Genomic DNA, 19,201 nt, shown 5'->3' with positions numbered 1-19,201 from the left:
GGAGTTGTTGTTGGCTGCCGCAGCATTCCGAATGGAGATCGCTTGATGTGAAGCCAATGATAGCATTTTGATGCCAGTATTTTTTCTTGGCTTCTGAGCAAAAAACAAATAAAAACAGTTATTTAGCACACTATCATGATTATTTAGACGATGTTTCAATCTGGACTTGGTGGTTCACATTGAGTGAGGAGCTCCCGGCTCTGCTTTGGCGAGCTTTGGGGCAGGCGGGGTGCGAAAAACTACCGGAATACATGAGGCCGCCCCGCGATCCTCTCCAAGGAGCGTAGGGCAGCATTCAGACTGCCTCAGCTCCGATGCACGGACTGCCCGGCGGCGAAGGTTTCGCGCACGGCGCGGTCGTCGCCCAGGATCATCAGGGCGAAGAGCTTTTCCCGCAGCTTGGTCGCTTGGCTGAGTCGCTGACGGATCAAGGGGGTGGCCTGGTAATCGAGCACCACGAAGTCGGCGTCCTTGCCCGGTTGCAGATTGCCGATCTTGTCGTCCAGATAGAGCGCACGGGCGCCGCCGAGGGTGGCGAGGTATAGCGCCTTGAACGGATCGAGCTTCTGCCCCTGCAATTGGAGCACCTTGTAGGCCTCGTTGAGGGTCTGCAACTGCGAAAAGCTGGTGCCACCACCGACATCGGTGCCCAGACCGACGCGCACGCCGTGGCGTTCCGCCTGGTCAAGATCGAACAGGCCGCTACCAAGGAACAGGTTTGAGGTGGGACAGAAGGCCACCGCCGAGCCGGTTTCCCCCAGGCGCTGACATTCTTCGTCGCACAAATGAACGCCGTGGGCGAATACCGCGCGCGGGCCGATCAGGCCGTGATAATCGTAGACATCCAGGTAGCCGCTGCGCTCGGGGAACAGCTCCTTAACCCAGGCGATTTCCTGCTGGTTTTCCGAAAGGTGGGTGTGCAGGTACAGGTCCGGGTATTCCTTGAGCAACTGGCCGGCGCGGTTCAATTGCTCGGGCGTGCTGGTCGGTGCGAAACGGGGGGTGACGGCGTAGTGCAGGCGGCCCTTACCGTGCCAGCGCTCGATCAGCGCCTTGCTGTCGGCATAGCCGGACTCGGCGGTGTCGGTCAGGTACTCCGGTGCGTTGCGATCCATCAGCACCTTGCCGGCGATCATGCGCAGGTTGAGCGTTTCGGCCTCTGCGAAGAAGGCATCCACCGATTGCGGGTGCACGGTGCCGAACACCAGCGCGGTGGTGGTGCCGTTGCGCAGCAGTTCCTGGAGAAACAACCGGGCCTGTTCGCGGGCGTGCTGAGGGTCGGCGAACTTCGCCTCGTTGGGAAAGGTGTAGGTTTCCAGCCAGTCGAGCAGTTGCGTGCCGTAGGAGCCGATGACGCCCATTTGCGGGTAGTGGATGTGGGTGTCGATAAAACCCGGAGTGATCAGCGCGTTGGGGAATTCACGCACTTCGACAGTGGCGGCCAGGGTGGGCAGCAGGGTGGCAGCATCGCCCAGCTGGACGATCTTGCCGTCCTCGACCACCAGCAGGCCGTCCTCGAGGTATTCATAGGAGAGCTCTGTGCCTACATCACGGGGGTCGGCAAGGCAGTGAAGAAGGGCGGCGCGAAAGGCGGTGCGTTGGCTCATGGGGTTCTCAGAAGTCTATGGGTTACGTGCGGGGCCCCACGTAGGGTGAACAACCGTTTTGAGTTGTCCACCAAACGGTGCCCGTGGTGGATGTAAAAAACGACATCCACCCTACATCACTCGTAGGGCTTATCCCCGGCGCGACGCCGGTAGCAGCAAGGGCACCGGCTTTTCCTCGTCCTGGTGTTGTTCTCCGAAGCGGGCGTTATAGGTGGCGATCACCTCGCCGGCAACGGACACGGCGATTTCCATCGGCAGTTTACCTTTTACCTCGGCCAAGCCCATGGGGCAGCGCATGCGCTGGAGGGCCTCGGGTGGCACGCCGCGTTCGCTCAAGCGGTGTGCGAAGCGGGCGCGCTTGCTCTTCGAGCCGATCAGCCCGAACCAGGCGAAGTCGTTGCGGGTGAGGATGGCGGCGGCCAGTTGCAGATCCAGCGGGTGATCGTGGGTCATGACGATGAAGTAGCTGCCGGGGGGCATCTCCTCCACTTCGTCGATGACATCCTCGGTGAGCACCTTGTCCACCTCGGCGGGAATCTGCGCGGGAAATTCCTGCTCCCGGGAGTCGATCCAGCGTACCCGGCACGGCAGGCTGGCCAGCAGCGGCACCAGTGCGCGACCGACATGCCCGGCACCGAACACGGCAATGTATGCCTGCGGCTGGCCCATGGGCTCGAACAACAACACAGTGACGCCGCCGCAGCACTGGCCAAGGCTGGCGCCGAGGGTGAAGCGTTCCAGGCGCGGTTCGCGGCTGCGGCTTTCCAGCATCTCGCGGGCGATCTGCAGGGCCTTGTATTCCAGATGGCCGCCGCCGATGGTGTCGTAGTTGCGCTCGGCGGTGACCACCAATTTCGCGCCGGCATTGCGCGGTGTCGAGCCACGCTCCTCGATGAGGGTCACCAACACGCAGGGCGTTCCCTGTTGCTGCAGCTCAGCCAGAGCCTCGATCCAGGCGGTGTTGCTCATGGCTGGGTTCCGAGTCGTACGGATAGCCGCCCCGTGGAAAACCGCGCAGCGTTTTCCTGCGGAGAATTCGTGTTGTAGCCAAGGTGGACAAGCAGAGCGTTGTCCACCCTACTCATGAGCTGCAAGCCGCACGTAACCATCAGGGGGACTCCGTCATGTTGGGCTCCTCGCTTCGCTCTTGAAGCGTGGAGCTTGCCGCTCTCATCTGCTCCACGCCCCACAGCACCCGCTCCGGGGTCGCCGGCGCGTCGATGTGCGGCTGCACGCGGTAGTCGGCAAGACTCGCCACCGCGTCCTTGAGCGCACACCATACTGAAATGGCGAGCATGAACGGCGGCTCGCCGACGGCCTTGGAGTGGAACACGGTGTCTTCCGGATTCTTGCGGTTTTCCACCAGGGTCACGCGCAGGTCCGCCGGCACATCCGTCACCGCCGGGATCTTGTAGCTCGCCGGCCCTGAGGTCAGCAGCTTGCCGGTGTCGCTCCACACCAATTCTTCCGTCGTCAGCCAGCCCATGCCCTGCACGAAACCGCCTTCCACCTGACCCATATCGATGGCCGGGTTCAGCGAGGCGCCGACGTCGTGAAGGATGTCGGCACGCAGCAGTTTGTATTCGCCGGTCAGGGTGTCGACCAGGACTTCGGAGCAGGCTGCGCCAAAGGCGTAGTAGTAGAACGGTCGGCCCTTGGCCTGCGAGCGGTCATAGTAGATCTTCGGTGTGCGGTAGAAGCCGGTGGACGACAGCGACACCTGGCCGAAATAGGCCTGCTGGATCAGTTCCTCAAAGGTCACGAAGCGGTCGCGAATACGCACCTGACCATTCTTGAACTCAACGTCTTCTTCGCTGACCTGCCAGTGACGGGCGGCGAAGTCCACCAGCCGCTGCTTGATGGTCAGCGCGGCGTTTTGCGCGGCCTTGCCGTTCAGATCGGCGCCGCTGCTGGCGGCGGTCGGCGAAGTGTTGGGCACCTTGTCGGTGTTGGTGGCGGTGATCTGGATCTGGCCAATGTCCACCTGGAACACCTCGGCGACCACCTGGGCGACCTTGGTGTTCAGGCCCTGACCCATCTCGGTGCCGCCGTGGTTCAGGTGAATGCTGCCGTCTTTATAAATGTGGATCAGCGCGCCCGCCTGATTGAGAAAGCTGGCGGTGAAACTGATGCCGAACTTCACCGGCGTCAGCGCCAGGCCTTTCTTCAGCACCGGGCTTTTGGCGTTGTAGGCGCCGATCGCGGCGCGGCGCGTGGCGTACTCACTGCTGGCTTCCAGCTTGGCGGTCATCTCGGCCAGCAGGTTGTGCTCGACGGTCTGGTAGTAGTGGGTGACGTTGCGCGACTCCGTGCCGTAGTAGTTGCGCTTGCGCACCGCCAGCGGGTCCTTGCCCAGCGTGCGGGCGATGTGATCCATGATCTCCTCGATGGCGACCATGCCCTGCGGGCCACCGAAGCCGCGAAAGGCGGTGTTGGAGGCCAGGTTGGTCTTGCAGCGATGGCCGTTCACCACGGCGTCGCCCAGGTAGTAGGCGTTGTCGGCATGGAACATGGCGCGGTCGACGATGGAATTGGACAGGTCCGGCGAATAGCCGCAATTGCCGGCGAGGTCGATCTTGATGCCGTGCAGCAGGCCATCGTCGTCGAAGCCGACGTCGTATTCGACGTAGAACGGGTGGCGCTTGCCGGTGATCTGCATGTCTTCCAGGCGCGGCAGGCGCATCTTGGTCGGCCGCCCGGTCAGGTGCGCGATCACCGCGCACAGGCACGCCGGACCGGCGGCCTGGGTTTCCTTGCCGCCAAAGCCGCCACCCATGCGGCGCGTGTCGATGACGATCTTGTTCATCGCCATGCCGAGCACGTCGGCAACCAGCTTTTGCACTTCGGTGGGGTTCTGCGTGGAGCTATGGACGAGCATGCCGCCGTCTTCCGTGGGCATCACCGAGGCTGCCTGGGTTTCCAGGTAGAAGTGTTCCTGCCCGCCGATGTGTAGCGTGCCTTGCAGGCGGTGTGGCGCCGTGGCCAGTGCGGCGTCGGCGTTGCCGCGTTGATGGGTATGGCTGTCCAGCACAAAGTGGTTGTTGCGCAACGCCTCGACCACGTCGAGCACCGGTTCCAGATCCTGGTACTCGACGATGGCCGCCTGCGCCGCCTGGCGGGCGTGTTCCAGGCTGTCGGCGGCCACCGCCAGCACCGGTTGGCCGATATATTCCACCAGGCCGTCGGCCAGCAGCGGATCGCCCGGGGCGATGGCGCCGATGTCCAGCTGGCCAGGTACGTCCTGGGCGGTGATGACGAGGGCCACGCCGGCAATTGCGTAGCAGGGCGTGGTGTCGATGCGCCGGATGCGCGCGTGGGCACGCTCGCTGGTGCGTGCGTAGACGTGCAACTGGTTGGGGAACTCCAGGCGGTCGTCGACGTACAGCGCTTCGCCCGTTGCATGCTTGGCCGCGCTGTCGTGGGGCACGCTGCGGCCGACGCCGGTTTGCAGCTCCTGCTTGAACAGGGCGGCCAGCTGTTCCTGAGTCTTGACGGTCGTGTGATCAGACATAAGCGGCTACCCGGGTTTCAGTTTCCGGCGCGTTCAACTCCAGAACGTATTTGCGCAGCAGGTTCTGCGCGACGAGCAGGCGGTACGCGCTACTGGCGCGAAAGTCGCTCAGCGGCGTGAAATCCGTGGCCAGCGCAGCGCAAGCGCGCTCCTGCGTGGCGAAATTCAACACGGCGCCTTGCAACACCGCTTCGCAGGCGGCGGCGCGCTTGGGAATCGCCGCCATGCCGCCGTAGGCAATGCGCGCCGACTGCACAACGCCGTCCTCGATGCACAGGTTGAAGGCCGCGCAGACGGCGGAAATATCGTCGTCCAGACGTTTAGACACCTTGTAGGCGCGAAATTGCTGGCTGGGCTGCGCGCGGGGGACCAGGATCGTTTCGATGAATTCGCCCGGCTGGCGCGCGGTCACCCTGTAATCGATGAAGTAGTCCTCCAGCGCCAGGATGCGCCGAGAATTGCCCTGACGCAGCACCAGTTGCGCACCGAGGGCGATCAGCAGCGGCGGGGCATCGCCGATGGGCGAGGCGTTGCCGATGTTGCCGCCCAGGGTGCCCTGATTGCGGATCTGCAGCGAGGCAAAGCGTTGCAGCAGGGCGCCGAAGTCCGGGTAGTCCTGGGCGAGCACGGCATGGCAGTCGGTGAGGGAAGCCGCCGCGCCAATGCGGGTGTAGTTGTTGTCCCGCGTAATCCGCTTCATCTCGGCGATATGCCCGACGTAGATCATCAACGGCAGTTCGCGGTGGAACTGTGTGACTTCCAGCGCCAGATCCGTGCCGCCAGCCAGCAGGCGCGCCTCGGGATGGGCCCCATAGACTGTCGCCAGCGCGTCGCTGGTAAGCGGTGATAGGCAGCGTTTATGGCCGTCGTCCAGCACGGGGGTGTCACGCGGGGCGATGGCTTGCAGACGCGCGACGGTTTCGGCTTCGGCAATGTCGAACTGATCCAGCTGCAGATGGCTGCAGGCCTGCTCGGCGGCGGCCAGGATCGGCCGGTAGCCGGTGCAACGGCACAGATTGCCGGCCAGAGCTTCGTGGGTGGCGACCGGGTCGGCGCCAGTGGCTGCGCTGTTCTTCTGCAGGGCGAACAGGCTCATGACGAAACCGGGGGTGCAGTACCCGCACTGCGCACCATGGCAATCAACCATGGCCTGCTGGACGCTGTGCAACTGCCCTTGGTGCTTGAGGTCTTCGACGGTGATCAACTGCTTGCCGTGCAGGGCGGAAATAAAGGTCAGGCAGGCGTTCAGCGTGCGGTAGCGCAGGCGTGTGCCGTCCAGTTCGCCGACCACCACCGTGCAGGCGCCGCAATCGCCCGAGGCGCAGCCTTCCTTGGTGCCGGTCTTGTGCAGGTGTTCGCGCAGGTACTGCAGCACCGTGGTGTTGGGGTCGAGCGTCTGCTCGCTGCGCATCTCGCGGTTGAGAAGAAACTGAATCAAGGCAACGCCTCCGGTGGATTCGGCCGCATGGCTGAACGGCCTGTGGTTGAGGACAAGTCTGGTCCACTTGAGCGGGGCCTGCTCGCGCATCGATAGGCGTAGCCGCGGCGATGCGCTGCGTGATCCCGCCGTATCGACGTCCCGCCCTGGCCAGGCAGCAATGGCTCCAGGCTGGTGCGCAGGTGTGGTTGGTTGCCATGTGCTGGTGCGCATAAAAGACTGGCCACTGCCCCGCGCTGGGCGGCCTGCCATGGCTGTTTATGCTCGACTGTCCAGGTGGGCCACGGCTTGCGCCTGCCCTGCGCAACGCCTCAGCAAAAATGGCATGCAACCTGCACTACTCAGAAAGCCTGTCCATGGCGGCAGGCCGACTACAGAATTATCCAGGCGCCGCGCCAGTCGCGCGGGGCAGGGGATACCGGGCAACGGCGCCCGGAACATGATCCCCACGATTACCAGGCAACGGCGCCTGAAGCTGCTCGGACAGCTTCAGGCGTTTTTTTTTGATTTTTTTGCCGGCTACGCACCGGCAGCGACGTTGAGCGAGGTAAGAGATGAACGCCATTGTCACCCCAGCCACGCGTGAAAAGCGGATCATCATCGGCAACGGAATGGTCGGCCATCACTGCATTGAACAGCTGATCGCCCTTGGCGCGCTGGCCCACACGGAACTCCATGTGTTCGGCGAAGAGCGCCAGCGCGCCTATGATCGCGTTCACCTGTCCGAATATTTCGGCGGTCGCGATGCTGAATCGCTCGCCATGGGGGAGGCGGGCTTCTACGCGCAGAACGGCGTACACATGCACCTCGGCACCCCGGTGCTGGAGATCGACCGCGAGCGTAAGGAAGTCGTCACGCCTGACGGTCGCTACGCCTACGACCAGTTGATCCTGGCCACCGGCTCGTACCCTTTTGTGCCGCCGATCACGGGCGCAGAGGGCAACGCCCGGCTGGTCTATCGAACCCTGGATGACCTCGACGCCATTCGTGCTGCGGCCGGCAATGCCCGCCGTGGTGTGGTGGTGGGCGGTGGCCTGCTCGGTCTGGAAGCCGCCAATGCACTCAAGTCCCTGGGCCTGGAGGCCCATGTTGTGGAGTTCGCCCCGCGTCTGATGCCGGTGCAACTGGATGCCGAGGGTGGCGCCGCGCTGCGTGCCCGCATCGAAGCGCTGGGCGTGGGCGTGCACCTGTCACGCGCCACTCGGAAGATCGTCGCCGGCGAGGACTACGCCTACCGGATGGCGTTCGAGGATGGTGAGTACCTGGAAACCGACCTGATCGTCTTCTCGGCCGGCATCCGCCCGCAGGACGCTCTGGCTCGCAGTGCCGGACTGGAGATCGCCGCGCGCGGTGGTGTGGTGGTCGATAACGACTGTCGCACATCGGATCCGGCCATTTTCGCTATCGGCGAATGCGCCAGCTGGAACGGCAGCGTGTTCGGCCTGGTGGCGCCGGGCTACAGCATGGCGCGCACCGTCGCCGCGCAATGGGCCGGGGTCGCCCACGAGGCCTTCACCGGCGCGGACATGTCCACCAAGCTCAAGCTACTCGGGGTGGATGTCGGCTCCATCGGCGACGCCCATGGCGCCACGCCAGGCACAAAGAGCTATCGCTTCATCGACGAGGCCTCCGCCAGCTACCGGCGTCTGGTGGTGTCCGCCGACGGCAAGCATGTGCTCGGCGCGGTGTTGGTGGGTGACAACAGCTACTACGACACCTTGCTGCAGTACGCGCAGAATGGCATCGCCTTGCCACAAAACCCGTCCAGCCTGATCCTGCCGCTGTCTGATGGCGCGCCGGCGCTGGGGGTCGATGCGCTGCCGGACGCCGCAACCATCTGCTCCTGCCATAACGTCAGCAAGGGCGCGGTCTGTTGCCAGGTGGATGCCGGCCTGACCGAGTTGGGCGATCTCAAGGCCGCCACCAAAGCCGGCACCGGGTGCGGCGGTTGCAGCGCGCTGCTCAAGCAGGTCTTCGAGCATGAACTGAGCGCCCGTGGCGTCGCGGTGGATAAGAGCCTGTGCGAACACTTCGCCCACACCCGCCAGGAGCTCTACGCGATCGTGCGGGTCGAGGGCATCCTCAGCTTTGAGGAGTTGCTGGCCAAGCATGGCCGCGGCCATACCGGCTGCGACCTGTGCAAGCCGGCTGTGGGCTCGATCCTCGCGTCCTGCTGGAATCAGCCGATCACGGATCCGTCGCTGGTGCCACTGCAGGACACCAACGACACCTTCATGGCCAACATGCAGAAGAACGGCACCTACTCGGTGGTGCCGCGCATCGCCGGTGGGGAAATCACCCCCGACAAGCTGATCGCCCTGGGTGCGGTGGCAAAGAAATACGACCTTTACACCAAGATCACCGGCGGCCAGCGCATCGACCTGTTCGGCGCCCAGCTGCATCAGTTGCCGGACATTTGGGGCGAGCTGATCGCGGCGGGCTTCGAGACCGGGCGTGCCTATGGCAAGTCGCTGCGCACGGTGAAGTCCTGCGTCGGCAGCACCTGGTGCCGTTACGGCGTGCAGGACAGCGTCGGCATGGCCCTGCTCCTGGAGAACCGCTACAAGGGCCTGCGCGCGCCGCACAAGTTCAAGTTCGGCGTTTCCGGCTGCACCCGCGAATGCGCCGAAGCGCAGAGCAAGGACATCGGCGTGATCGCCACCGAGAAGGGCTGGAACCTCTATGTGGCAGGCAACGGTGGCATGCGCCCGCGCCACGCCGAGCTGTTCGCTACTGACCTCGATGACGCCACGCTGATCCGCACCATTGACCGCTTCCTGATGTTCTACATCCGCACGGCGGACAAGCTGCAGCGCACCTCGGTGTGGCGCGAAAGCCTGGACGGCGGCCTGGACTACCTCAAGGACGTGATCATCCACGACAGCCTGGGGCTCGGCGCCGAACTGGATGCGCAGATGCAGTTGGTGATCGATCGCTACGAATGCGAATGGGCCAACGCCCTCAAAGACCCGGAAAAGCTCAAGCGCTTCCGCACCTTCGTCAATGATCGGCGCGCCGATCCGGACATTCACTTTGTCAGAGAACGCGGCCAGCGCAGGCCGGTGCGCGCCTCTGAACTTCACCTGATCCCCGTTGCCCAGGAGGTGCTCTGATGAGCCTCAATGCCATGTGTCTCGACTCGCAAACCGTCAGCCCATCCGCTTCCTGGCGTGCCCTGTGCGGCCGCCGCGATCTGGTTGCCAACTCGGGCGTGGTCGCCTGGCTGGATGGCATCCAGGTGGCGCTCTTCTACCTGCCGGAGAACACGGCGGGCGACAGGCTCTACGCCATTGAAAATCGCGACCCGAAGTCCGGAGCCAATGTGATCGGCCGCGGCATCGTCGGCTGCCTCAAGGGGGATCTGGTCATCGCCTCGCCGCTGTACAAGCAGCATTTTCGCCTGCAAGACGGCACCTGCCTGGAATACCCCGAGCAGCGCCTGCGTGTCTGGCCGGCACGTTTGAATGACGATGCCGTGGAAATCGGCGTCGCGTGAGCCCCGCATTGTTTTAACCCTGTTTTTGACTGCATACGAGAGACCGCCATGTCCTACATAGTCCCTTCGGAGTTCGCCACCAAGATGGTGGACGCCGGCGAATCGAAGATTTTCATGTCTACCCGCGACACCCTGATCCGCGCTTTCATGGCCGGTGCGATCCTCTCCCTGGCCGCGGTATTCGCGGTGACGATCACCGTGCAGACCGGCTCGGCGTTGGCCGGAGCGATGCTGTTTCCCGTCGGCTTCGTGATGCTCTACCTGATGGGGTTCGACCTGCTTACCGGGGTGTTCGTGCTGACGCCCCTGGCGCTGCTCGACCGCCGTCCCGGCGTTACGGTCAACGGCGTGCTGCGTAACTGGGGGTTGGTGTTCCTGGGTAACTTCGCCGGTGCATTGACCGTGGCCTTCATGATGGTCTTTGTGTTCACCTACGGCTTCTCCATCGAGCCCGGCGAGGTGGCGCACCGGCTGTCGCATATCGGCGAATCACGCACCCTGGGGTATGCCGAGCACGGCCTGGCCGGTTGGATGACCATTTTCCTGCGCGGCGTGCTGTGCAACTGGATGGTTTCGATGGGCGTGGTCGGCGCGATGATCTCCACCACCGTGGGCGGCAAGGCCATCGCCATGTGGATGCCGATCATGCTGTTCTTCTACATGGGCTTCGAGCACTCGGTGGTGAACATGTTCCTGTTCCCGGCCGGGCTGATGATTGGCGGTGATTTCTCGGTGATGGATTACCTGCTGTGGAACGAAATCCCCACTGCGCTGGGTAACCTGGTGGGTGGCCTGGCCTTCACCGGCCTGACGCTGTACGCCACCCACGTGCGTACCGCTGCCAAACGTTCTTTCTGATCAGGACGTAACGCACAAGCTCCGGACTGCCGGAGCCTGTGCGTTTGAAGCCAGAACCCCCATGCCTAGCCAACTTGCCATTTCCCTCGGCCAGCACACCGACAAGGGTCGCAAACCCGTCAACCAGGATTTCCACGGTGCCTGCCTGCCCGCCGAGCCGCAGCGCTCCACCAAGGGTATTGCCATCGCCCTGGCCGACGGTATCAGCAGCAGCGCGGTCAGCCAGATCGCCAGTGAAACCAGCGTCAAAGGGTTCCTCGCCGACTATTTCTGCACATCGGAAGCCTGGTCGGTAAAGACCTCGGCGCAGCGTGTGCTGGTGGCGATCAATTCCTGGCTGCATGCCCAGACCCGGCAGAGCCAGTACCGCTACGACCGTGATCGCGGTTACGTGTGTACCTTGAGCGTGCTGCTGCTCAAATCCACCACGGCCCACCTGTTCCATATTGGCGATGCGCGCATTTACCGCCTGCGCGACGGTGCGTTGGAGCAACTGACCCGCGATCACCGCGTCTGGGTCTCCCAGGACACTCACTACCTGGGCCGCGCCATGGGCATCAACTCGCATCTGGAGATCGACTACCAGACGCTCCCCCTGGAAACGGGCGATCTGTACTTTCTTGCCACCGACGGCGTCTATGAGCACGTCTGCGCGCCGTTCGTGGCGCAGGTGATCGATGCGCACGCGGATGATCTGGACACAGCGGCGCGCCTGATCGTCGAGGAGGCTTTCGCGCAAGGCAGCGATGACAACCTGACCGTGCAATTGGTGCGGATCGACGACCTGCCCGATCACGGGGCCGACGAAGTCCAGCAACGGCTTGGCGAGCTGGCATTGCCGCCGCTGCTGGATGCCCAGATGCAATTCGACGGCTATCGAATCGTCCGTGAATTGCATGCCAGCAGTCGCAGCCATGTTCATCTCGCAGTGGACGAAGCCAGTGGCAACCGGGTGGTGTTGAAGACGCCTTCGCTCGACCTGCGGGGCGATGCGGCTTATCTGGAGCGTTTTCTCACCGAGGAATGGATCGCGCGGCGGATCGACAATCCCCATGTCCTCAAGTCGTGTCTGCCGGCGCGCAAGCGCCACTACCTGTACACCGTCAGCGAGTTCATCGACGGCCAGACTCTGGCGCAATGGATGATCGACCACCCGCGTCCCGACCTGGAAACCGTGCGCGGCATCGTCGAGCAGATCGCCCGTGGCCTGCGCGCGTTTCATCGCCTGGAAATGCTGCACCAGGACCTGCGCCCGCAGAATCTGATGATCGACGCCACCGGCACGGTAAAAATCATCGATTTCGGTGCCACCCGCGTAGCGGGCTTGGCCGAATTGGGCGGGGTGCGACAGCGGGACGATGTGCTCGGCACCGCGGCCTATGCCGCGCCGGAATATTTTCTCGGCGAATCTGGCAGTTGCCGCTCGGATCTGTTTTCCCTCGGCGTGATCACCTACCAGATGCTCAGTGGCAGGCTGCCCTACGGCGCCCAGGTGGCCAAAAGCCGAACGCGGGCGGCGCAGCTCAGCCTCAATTATCACTCGGTGCGTGACAGTACGCGGGAATGTCCAGCCTGGATCGACGAAGTGCTGAAGAAAGCCACGCATCCAGACCCCGCCAAACGCTATGGCGAACTGTCGGAGTTCCTGTTCGAGCTGCGCCAGCCCAATCAGGCCTTCCTCAACAAAAGTCGTGCGCCGCTGCTTGAGCGCGATCCGGTGTTTTTCTGGAAGGGTGTGTCGTTGATCCTGGCGCTGACCGTCGTGGTGTTGATGCTTCGCTGAGTCAGTGGCGCACCCTGTGGCGATGGGCGTGTGCCTGATAAGCTGCATCCCCACCTGTGCAATGTGACGTATCGAGCCATGCCCCCACTCGCCATCGCCGACGAGACAGCCGCTCCTCGTGCCGCCCTGGTCCGTCTGATCGCGGATCTCGTCCATGAGGATGGCGTGCACCCGACCGCCATTGACGCGTTGCACCTGATTCGCTGCGCAACACCGGGCGAGCTTGTGCGCGGGCTGCATAAGCCGGCGCTGTGCATCATCGTGCAGGGCCGCAAGGAGGTTTGGCTGGGCGAGGAATGCTACGCCTACGACGCCCTGCATTATTTGGTGGTTTCGGTCACCGTGCCGGTGGCGGGCCAGGTTGTGGAGGCTTCGCCACAAGCACCCTATCTGTGCATTCGTCTGGACATCGATCCGGTGCTGATCGCGCCATTGATTGCCGAGATGGGGCCGCCGGACCCGAAGCGTGAAGGAGTGATGCGGGGGTTGTACCTGGATCGTGTCGACGCAGCGTTGCTGGACGCGACGTTGCGGCTGGTCCGCCTATTGACCAGCCCGCAGGATATTGCGGTGCTCGCGCCACTGGTGCAGCGGGAAATATTCTATCGCTTGTTGTGTGGAGGGCAGGGGCGCCATCTGCATGAGATCACGGTGCGCGACAGCCAAGGCCATCGTGTCACGCGGGCCATCGAATGGCTGAACCGCAACTATGTCGAGCCGCTGCGCATCGAGGAGCTGGCGCAGCGGGTCAACCTGAGCAGTTCGACCCTGCATCACCGCTTCAAGGCGCTGACCGCCATGAGCCCGTTGCGCTACCAGAAGCAGCTGCGCCTGCAGGAGGCGCGCAGGTTGCTGATCGGCGAGGGGCTCGACGTGTCCAGTGCGGCATACCGGGTCGGTTACGAAAGCCCCTCGCAGTTCAGCCGTGAGTACAGCCGACTGTTCGGCGCCTCGCCGATCAAGGACCTGGCCCGGCTGCGCAGCACAGGCTGAGCCTCGCAGCCCCTGCACCGCAAAATGCCCGTCCACCCATGCCGAGAGAAGCCCGGTACGGTTCAGGCTAGGCGGGCAGCTCAGTAAACACTGGCGGTCGGGCGGACGATCAGTTCGCTGACATCCACATCGGCTGGCTGGTCGATAGCGTAGGCAATGGCGCGGGCAATAGCGTCGGCGGGGATGGCGATGCGGCGGTAATCGCGCATGGCCTCACGGGCACCGTCATCGGAAATGCTCTCTGCCAGCTCCGATTCGGTGACCCCGGGGGCGATCAGCGTCACGCGGATGTCGCCACCGACCTCCTGGCGCAGCCCTTCGGAAATAGCGCGCACCGCGTACTTGGTGGCGCAGTAGACCGCTGCGGTAGGGCTCACCGCGTAGGCGCCGATGGAGGCGATGTTGATGAACTGGCCCGAATGCTGGCGCTGCATCAGCGGCAGCCCGGCAGCAATGCCGTGCAATACGCCACGAATATTGACGTCGATCATCCGGTTCCACTCGTCCACCTTCAGCGCGTCGAGCGGTGACAGCGGCATGACCCCGGCGTTATTGACGATGACGTCCACCCTGCCGAACTGCTGCTCAGCGAAATCGATGAAGGCCTGGGCGTCTTCAAGGCGGGTGACATCCAACGAGAGAACGCGCACCTCGCCGCCTTCATCCTCGATACGTCGGGCCAGGGCTTCGAGGCGTTCCAGGCGTCGGGCACCCAGCACGACCTTGGCGCCCTGGCGGGCCAGCAGCAGAGCTGTGGCCTCGCCAATGCCGCTGCTGGCGCCCGTGATGGCGACCACCTTCTGTTCAATGTTCGGCATGTGTGTTCTCCAGTGTTCTGGCACCAATGTGTGCCGTGGAACACATGCTAGGGAGATGGCCTGGCCAGGCGTTAGACCGATCCTGCCATGCGCTTGCCTGATTCTGGCGACGTAACAGACTTGTCAGGCACAGCTGCGTTTTCTAGAGGGAGGGACGGGCGTATGCACAATGTGTGTGCCATGGGGGGAAGGGTGACAGGGCACAGGGGGGCTAGCGTTTGTGAAAGATGTCCGCGGTGTAGGCATCGCCAAAAACACGGTCTACTTTCAAAAGCGGTTGTGAGAGTTACATCACAAGGATTTGATCAAGGAGCGATCAATGAACACCCCGCCACTCGACTACATGTCCCCCGAAAACCTGCTGGAGCTGGAGCGTATTCGCCGCAAAGCGCAGCGCTATATCCAGACGAATCCGCCGCAGGGGCCCGCCATTTTCAACCAGGTGGAGCCGCTTGAGCTGGAAGCGATGAAGCATCTAACTAGCCGCCATTATCCCCGCTTCACAGCGTGCTGAGCTCCAGGCGCGTGTGCGTAGCCCTTCTGACGATGGGTTCTAGTTGTTGCTGGCTTCAAACATCACATAGACCTTCTCGCAGGTTTCCAGCACTTCCCAAGTGCCGTTGAAACCGGCGGGAATCACGAAACGATCGCCTTGGGCAAGCTCCTTGCGGTTGCCATGCTGGTCGGTGATGACCGAGCGCCCAGCGAGAATCTCGCAGTATTCATGTTCGGTGTACTGGACTTTCCATACGCCCGGTTCGCCTTTCCAGGTGCCCGCCTGGAACTGGCTGCATGGACTGGCGTAGACGCTGCGCACGCTTTGTTGCGGGTTGCCGGAGATGATTTTTTCGGCAGCCGGCAGGTAGTGCTCTGCGGCTGGTGGGGCAGTGGCGAAGTCGATGATCTGTTCGATGGTCATAAATGTCTCGGAGAAGGTGAGGTCGGCGATCCGGCGATCCGGCAATCCGCCACGGAAACAAAACCCTAGTAGGGCGTTGGCTGGTGACTTTCTTGGACGTTGAAGGGGAAAGGCGTAACAATCGGCCCCCACAACAATAATCAGCCTGTAAGGACGCGTCCATGACCTCCCCAAACTATGACCTTGTGGTATTTGGCGCCACCAGCTTTGTCGGCCAGATCCTCACCCAGTACCTGGCCGAGCATCTGTCGAGCCAGGACGTGCAGTTACGTTGGGCCATTGCCGGGCGGTCCGAAAACAAACTCAATGAGCTCAAGCGCGCGCTGGGTGCACCGGGACAGTCGCTGCCGATCATTGTGGCCGACGCGGCCAACGAAGCGCAGTTGCAGGCCCTGTGCGCGCAGACGCGGGTGGTGGTGTCTACCGTCGGCCCCTATGCCTTGTATGGCGAACCGCTGGTCAAGGTGTGCGCAGAAAGTGGCACAGACTACTGCGACCTCACTGGGGAAACCCAGTGGATCAAGCGGATGATCGAGAAGTACGAGCCTATTGCCCGGCAGTCCGGGGCGCGAATCGTGCATTGCTGCGGTTTCGACTCGGTGCCTTCGGACCTGGGCGTGCGCTTCCTGCAGGAACAGGCCATGGCGCAATGGGGCCAGCCTGCCAGCCAGGTCAAGATGCGCGTCAAGACGCTCAAGGGCGGTGCCTCCGGCGGCACAGTCGCCAGTGTGGTCAATCTGGTGAAGGAGGCGGCTGCCAACCCCGCGTTGCGCAAGGAATTGGCCAATCCCTATTCCCTGTGTCCCCAGGACCACGGTTTCAGCGTGCGTCAGCACTCAGCCAAATCCGCCAGGTTTGATCAGGACTTTGACGCCTGGACGGCTCCTTTCGTGATGGCCGCGGTCAACGAGCGCGTGGTGCACCGCTCCAATGCCTTGTCGAGCAACGCCTACGGCAGCCAGTTCAGCTACGACGAAGCCGTGCTAACGGGCACCGGCCTCAAAGGCCGCCTGGCCGCCTTGACCATGGTCGCTGGCCTGGGCGCGTTCATGGTGGGCGTCGTCATCAAGCCCGTGCGCGGGCTGATGGAGCGTTTCCTGCTGCCGAAGCCCGGTGAAGGCCCAAGCCCGGAAGCGCAATTGGCGGGTCGCTATGACATGCGCTTTTTTGGCCGTACCGATAACGGCCAGAGCCTGCGGATCAAGGTCACCGGTGATCGTGACCCCGGATACGGCTCCACCGGCAAGATGCTCGGGCAAGCGGCAATCAGCCTCGCGCTGGACCATACCAACGACGGCAGCAAGCCCGGACGTCCAGGAGGCTTCTGGACTCCCGCCAGCTTCTTCGATGAACGCTTTATCGAGCGGCTGACGCGCTACGCAGGGTTGCGCTTTGAGCGGCTGTGAAGAGGTGTGCGAACATGTAAACGCCTCGCGGCTCCACACAACGATGTGAGGCGCTCCACCTTCCGTTTCCGATTGAGTGTTCCATGCCTTCGACCGCGTGTTCTGTCCCGCTATACCTGCCCCCTGCGAGGCCCGACGATGAACGATGTCACCCTTGAGCTGGTGCCCACCGAGCGGGAACAGATGCCGCTGATCCGCAACCTCTATCAGTTCTACCTGTATGAGTCTTCGGATTGGGAGCAGGAAGATGTGGAGGTGGATGGCCGTTTCTACATTCACGACGAGCACCTGGTTCGTTATTGGCAAGAGCCGGGCTGGAGTGCCCAGTTGTTGCTGGTTGACGGCTTTATCGCCGGTTTCCTGTTGATCGAGCGCAGTGAGCTGCCCGGCGTGGATGCCTTGGAGCTGGCGGACCTGTTTATCCTGAAAAAGTACCGCCGCCAGGGTATCGGGCGCGCCTTGGCTACGCAGGTATTGATGAGTGGCGAGGACAACTGGCTGGTGCGTTTTTACGGCCAGGATGAAATTGCCCTGGCGTTCTGGCGCTCGGTACTGGCCGATCTGCCCAGGCCGGTTGAGGCTCTGGAGCTGGATGACGAGCCCGAGTTGTTGAGCTTTCTGATCACGCGGCTGCTGCATTGATCTGAGGCGCGTGCAGATCGTGCAGGCGGCTCCGTGCCAAGCGGCAAAGCCAGCCGCGCCGGATTTGCGTTTAAAATGCGCGGCCTTGCCTCTGTGAACGATCCTCATGAACTCCGACGCCATCGAAACCCTGCGCCAGCACTTGCTCGCTGCCCTGAATCCCGCCCCCGTGGAAACCCGTCGTTTGTTCCACGGGCGTGGCCGTTGCTGGGCGGGCCTGGAGCATGTCACCGCCGACTGGTTGCAGGGCATTGTGCTGGTCTGCCTGTTCCGCGAGCCGGAGGCCGCCGAGCTGGAGGCGTTGAAGCGGATGCTGATGACATTGACTGAGTCACCTGCCTGGCAGCAAAGCCAGGCGCATACGCTGTTGCTGCAGCACCGTTATCTGCCGGAGAGCACCACGGAGTTCCTGCTCGGCGAAGAGCGGGATGAGTGGCAGATCAGCGAGAACGGTCTGCACTTCAAACTGGATATCGGTAAAAAGCAGAACAACGGCCTGTTTCTGGATATGCGTTACGGCCGTCGCTGGGTGCAAGAGCAGGCCGAAGGCAAGCGTGTGCTGAACCTGTTCGCCTATACCTGCGGCTTCTCAGTGGCGGCGATGGCGGGCGGGGCGGAGCAGGTGGTGAACCTGGACATGGCCAAGGCAGCCTTGAGCCGTGGGCGCGACAATCATCGCCTGAACGACCACGACCTGAGCCGGGTGAGTTTCCTTGGCCATGAGCTGTTCAAGTCATGGGGCAAGGTGAAGAAATACGGCCCCTACGACCTGATCATCATCGACCCGCCGTCGTTCCAGAAAGGCAGCTTCGCGCTGAGCAAGGACTACCAGAAGATCCTGCGCCGCCTGCCGGAACTGCTAACCGAGCAGGGCATCGTGCTGGCCTGCGTAAACGACCCGGATACCGGCCCGGATTTCCTGATCGCCGGCATGGCGGCGGAGGCGCCCAGCTTGCGCTTTGTTGAGCGGCTGGAAAACCCGCCCGAGTTTCCCGATATTCATGCGGACAGTGGGTTGAAGGCATTGGTGTTCAGGCAGGAACACATGCGGCTCTCATAAGCGGTCAAGCAAAAGCCATGAACAGAAGCCTCCGGTGGAGGTCTTTGTCGGACACGTAATGCTGCATCGCACGCGTAGCAGATGGCCCTGAGCCCTAGGACCTTGCCCATGAATGACACCGAACTGCTCAAGATCCTGAAGACCCGTTTTGAACAGCACATGCAGCGCCATCCGGACATTATCTGGTCTGAGGTGCAAGCAAGGCTGAAGCCGGCGTCCCTTGAATCACTCCAGGCCATGGAAGACACAGGTGGCGAGCCGGACGTGATTGGTCGGGATGAAGCCGCGAAAGGAGGCTTCCTCTTTTGTGACTGTTCGGCAGAGAGTCCTTCCGGTCGCCGCAGCCTTTGCTACGACCAAGCTGCCCTGGACGCGCGCAAGGAGAACAAACCCCAGTCCAGCGCGCTTGAAAGGGCGGTTTCCATGGGCATCACGCTTTTAACCGAAGAGCAATACCGAGCGCTTCAGCAACTGGGGGAATTCGATACGCGGACCTCCAGCTGGATCGAGACGCCGGATGCGGTGCGTATGCTCGGCGGAGCGATTTTTGGCGACCGCCGTTATGGCCGGGTATTCATTTATCACAACGGTGCCCAATCGTATTACGCGGCCAGAGGGTTTCGCGGTTTGCTGCGCGTTTGAGATACACCGCACCGCAGGTCTGTCCGCT

The 19,201-nt window shown here is 62.8% G+C and carries 16 protein-coding genes; 10 read left to right on the top strand and 6 right to left on the bottom strand.

Annotated elements, in window-relative coordinates; genetic code table 11:
- Positions 1-305 precede the first annotated feature (305 nt).
- The 4 genes from guaD to xdhA all read right to left on the bottom strand — a co-directional run bounded on the left by guaD (position 306) and on the right by xdhA (position 6,556).
- The gene (guaD, locus tag ACTV8E_RS02785; RefSeq protein WP_443198401.1) at positions 306-1,607 is read right to left on the bottom strand and encodes a guanine deaminase; all 1,302 of its coding nucleotides are present in this window, start codon (positions 1,605-1,607) and stop codon (positions 306-308) included.
- A gap of 129 nt (positions 1,608-1,736) precedes the next feature.
- The gene (xdhC, locus tag ACTV8E_RS02780) at positions 1,737-2,576 is read right to left on the bottom strand and encodes a xanthine dehydrogenase accessory protein XdhC (RefSeq protein ID WP_443198400.1); all 840 of its coding nucleotides are present in this window, start codon (positions 2,574-2,576) and stop codon (positions 1,737-1,739) included.
- A gap of 139 nt (positions 2,577-2,715) precedes the next feature.
- Positions 2,716-5,118, bottom strand: coding sequence for a xanthine dehydrogenase molybdopterin binding subunit (gene xdhB, locus ACTV8E_RS02775; RefSeq protein WP_443198399.1), 2,403 nt, complete (start codon positions 5,116-5,118; stop codon positions 2,716-2,718).
- Positions 5,111-6,556, bottom strand: a complete 1,446-nt coding sequence (xdhA, locus tag ACTV8E_RS02770) for a xanthine dehydrogenase small subunit (RefSeq protein WP_443198398.1) — start codon at positions 6,554-6,556, stop codon at positions 5,111-5,113. The genes xdhB and xdhA overlap by 8 nt, the downstream gene beginning before the upstream one ends.
- Positions 6,557-7,110: 554 nt before the next feature.
- Between xdhA and nirB the strand changes: the two genes are divergently transcribed.
- The 5 genes from nirB to ACTV8E_RS02745 all read left to right on the top strand — a co-directional run bounded on the left by nirB (position 7,111) and on the right by ACTV8E_RS02745 (position 13,686).
- The gene (nirB, locus tag ACTV8E_RS02765) at positions 7,111-9,669 is read left to right on the top strand and encodes a nitrite reductase large subunit NirB (RefSeq protein ID WP_443198397.1); all 2,559 of its coding nucleotides are present in this window, start codon (positions 7,111-7,113) and stop codon (positions 9,667-9,669) included.
- Positions 9,669-10,052, top strand: a complete 384-nt coding sequence (nirD, locus tag ACTV8E_RS02760; RefSeq protein ID WP_251837213.1) for a nitrite reductase small subunit NirD — start codon at positions 9,669-9,671, stop codon at positions 10,050-10,052. The genes nirB and nirD overlap by 1 nt, the downstream gene beginning before the upstream one ends.
- Before the next feature lie 48 nt (positions 10,053-10,100).
- Positions 10,101-10,910 (top strand): formate/nitrite transporter family protein, encoded by an 810-nt coding sequence (locus ACTV8E_RS02755; RefSeq protein WP_251837214.1) that lies wholly within the window; start codon positions 10,101-10,103, stop codon positions 10,908-10,910.
- A 61-nt stretch (positions 10,911-10,971) separates the two neighbouring features.
- Complete coding sequence (locus tag ACTV8E_RS02750; protein ID WP_443198396.1) at positions 10,972-12,693, top strand: protein kinase domain-containing protein; 1,722 nt, start codon at positions 10,972-10,974, stop codon at positions 12,691-12,693.
- Between the two features lie 78 nt (positions 12,694-12,771).
- On the top strand, positions 12,772-13,686 hold the full coding sequence (locus ACTV8E_RS02745) for an AraC family transcriptional regulator N-terminal domain-containing protein (RefSeq protein ID WP_443198395.1): 915 nt from the start codon (positions 12,772-12,774) through the stop codon (positions 13,684-13,686).
- An 80-nt stretch (positions 13,687-13,766) separates the two neighbouring features.
- On the opposite strand, the gene ACTV8E_RS02740 is transcribed toward ACTV8E_RS02745, so the two are convergent.
- Positions 13,767-14,504 (bottom strand): SDR family oxidoreductase, encoded by a 738-nt coding sequence (locus tag ACTV8E_RS02740; protein WP_443198394.1) that lies wholly within the window; start codon positions 14,502-14,504, stop codon positions 13,767-13,769.
- A gap of 319 nt (positions 14,505-14,823) precedes the next feature.
- On the opposite strand from ACTV8E_RS02740, the gene ACTV8E_RS02735 reads away from it, so the two are divergent.
- Entirely contained in the window at positions 14,824-15,018 is a 195-nt protein-coding gene (locus tag ACTV8E_RS02735) for a hypothetical protein (RefSeq protein ID WP_443198393.1), read from the top strand.
- Positions 15,019-15,057: 39 nt separating this feature from the next.
- Here the strand turns inward: ACTV8E_RS02735 and ACTV8E_RS02730 are convergent, their stop codons facing one another.
- Positions 15,058-15,423 (bottom strand): cupin domain-containing protein, encoded by a 366-nt coding sequence (locus ACTV8E_RS02730; protein WP_443198392.1) that lies wholly within the window; start codon positions 15,421-15,423, stop codon positions 15,058-15,060.
- Positions 15,424-15,584: 161 nt separating this feature from the next.
- Here ACTV8E_RS02730 and ACTV8E_RS02725 point away from each other — a divergent pair, with 161 nt between their 5' ends.
- The 4 genes from ACTV8E_RS02725 (at position 15,585) to ACTV8E_RS02710 (ending at position 19,173) form a co-directional block, all read left to right on the top strand.
- On the top strand, positions 15,585-16,829 hold the full coding sequence (locus tag ACTV8E_RS02725) for a saccharopine dehydrogenase family protein (protein ID WP_443198391.1): 1,245 nt from the start codon (positions 15,585-15,587) through the stop codon (positions 16,827-16,829).
- A 138-nt stretch (positions 16,830-16,967) separates the two neighbouring features.
- Positions 16,968-17,471: a GNAT family N-acetyltransferase gene (locus tag ACTV8E_RS02720; RefSeq protein ID WP_443198390.1), complete on the top strand. Its 504-nt coding sequence runs from the start codon at positions 16,968-16,970 to the stop codon at positions 17,469-17,471.
- Between the two features lie 106 nt (positions 17,472-17,577).
- A complete protein-coding gene (locus ACTV8E_RS02715) occupies positions 17,578-18,531 on the top strand; it encodes a class I SAM-dependent methyltransferase (RefSeq protein ID WP_443198389.1) in 954 nt (317 codons plus the stop codon).
- A gap of 108 nt (positions 18,532-18,639) precedes the next feature.
- The gene (locus ACTV8E_RS02710) at positions 18,640-19,173 is read left to right on the top strand and encodes a DUF4256 domain-containing protein (RefSeq protein WP_443198388.1); all 534 of its coding nucleotides are present in this window, start codon (positions 18,640-18,642) and stop codon (positions 19,171-19,173) included.
- Positions 19,174-19,201 lie beyond the last annotated feature (28 nt).

The sequence above is a fragment of the Pseudomonas sp. B392_1p genome (assembly GCF_052245235.1).
Lineage (GTDB): Bacteria > Pseudomonadota > Gammaproteobacteria > Pseudomonadales > Pseudomonadaceae > Serpens > Serpens gallinarum.
The sequence above is the reverse complement of the archived record's forward strand: the minus strand, read 5'-3'. Positions and strand labels throughout refer to the sequence as shown.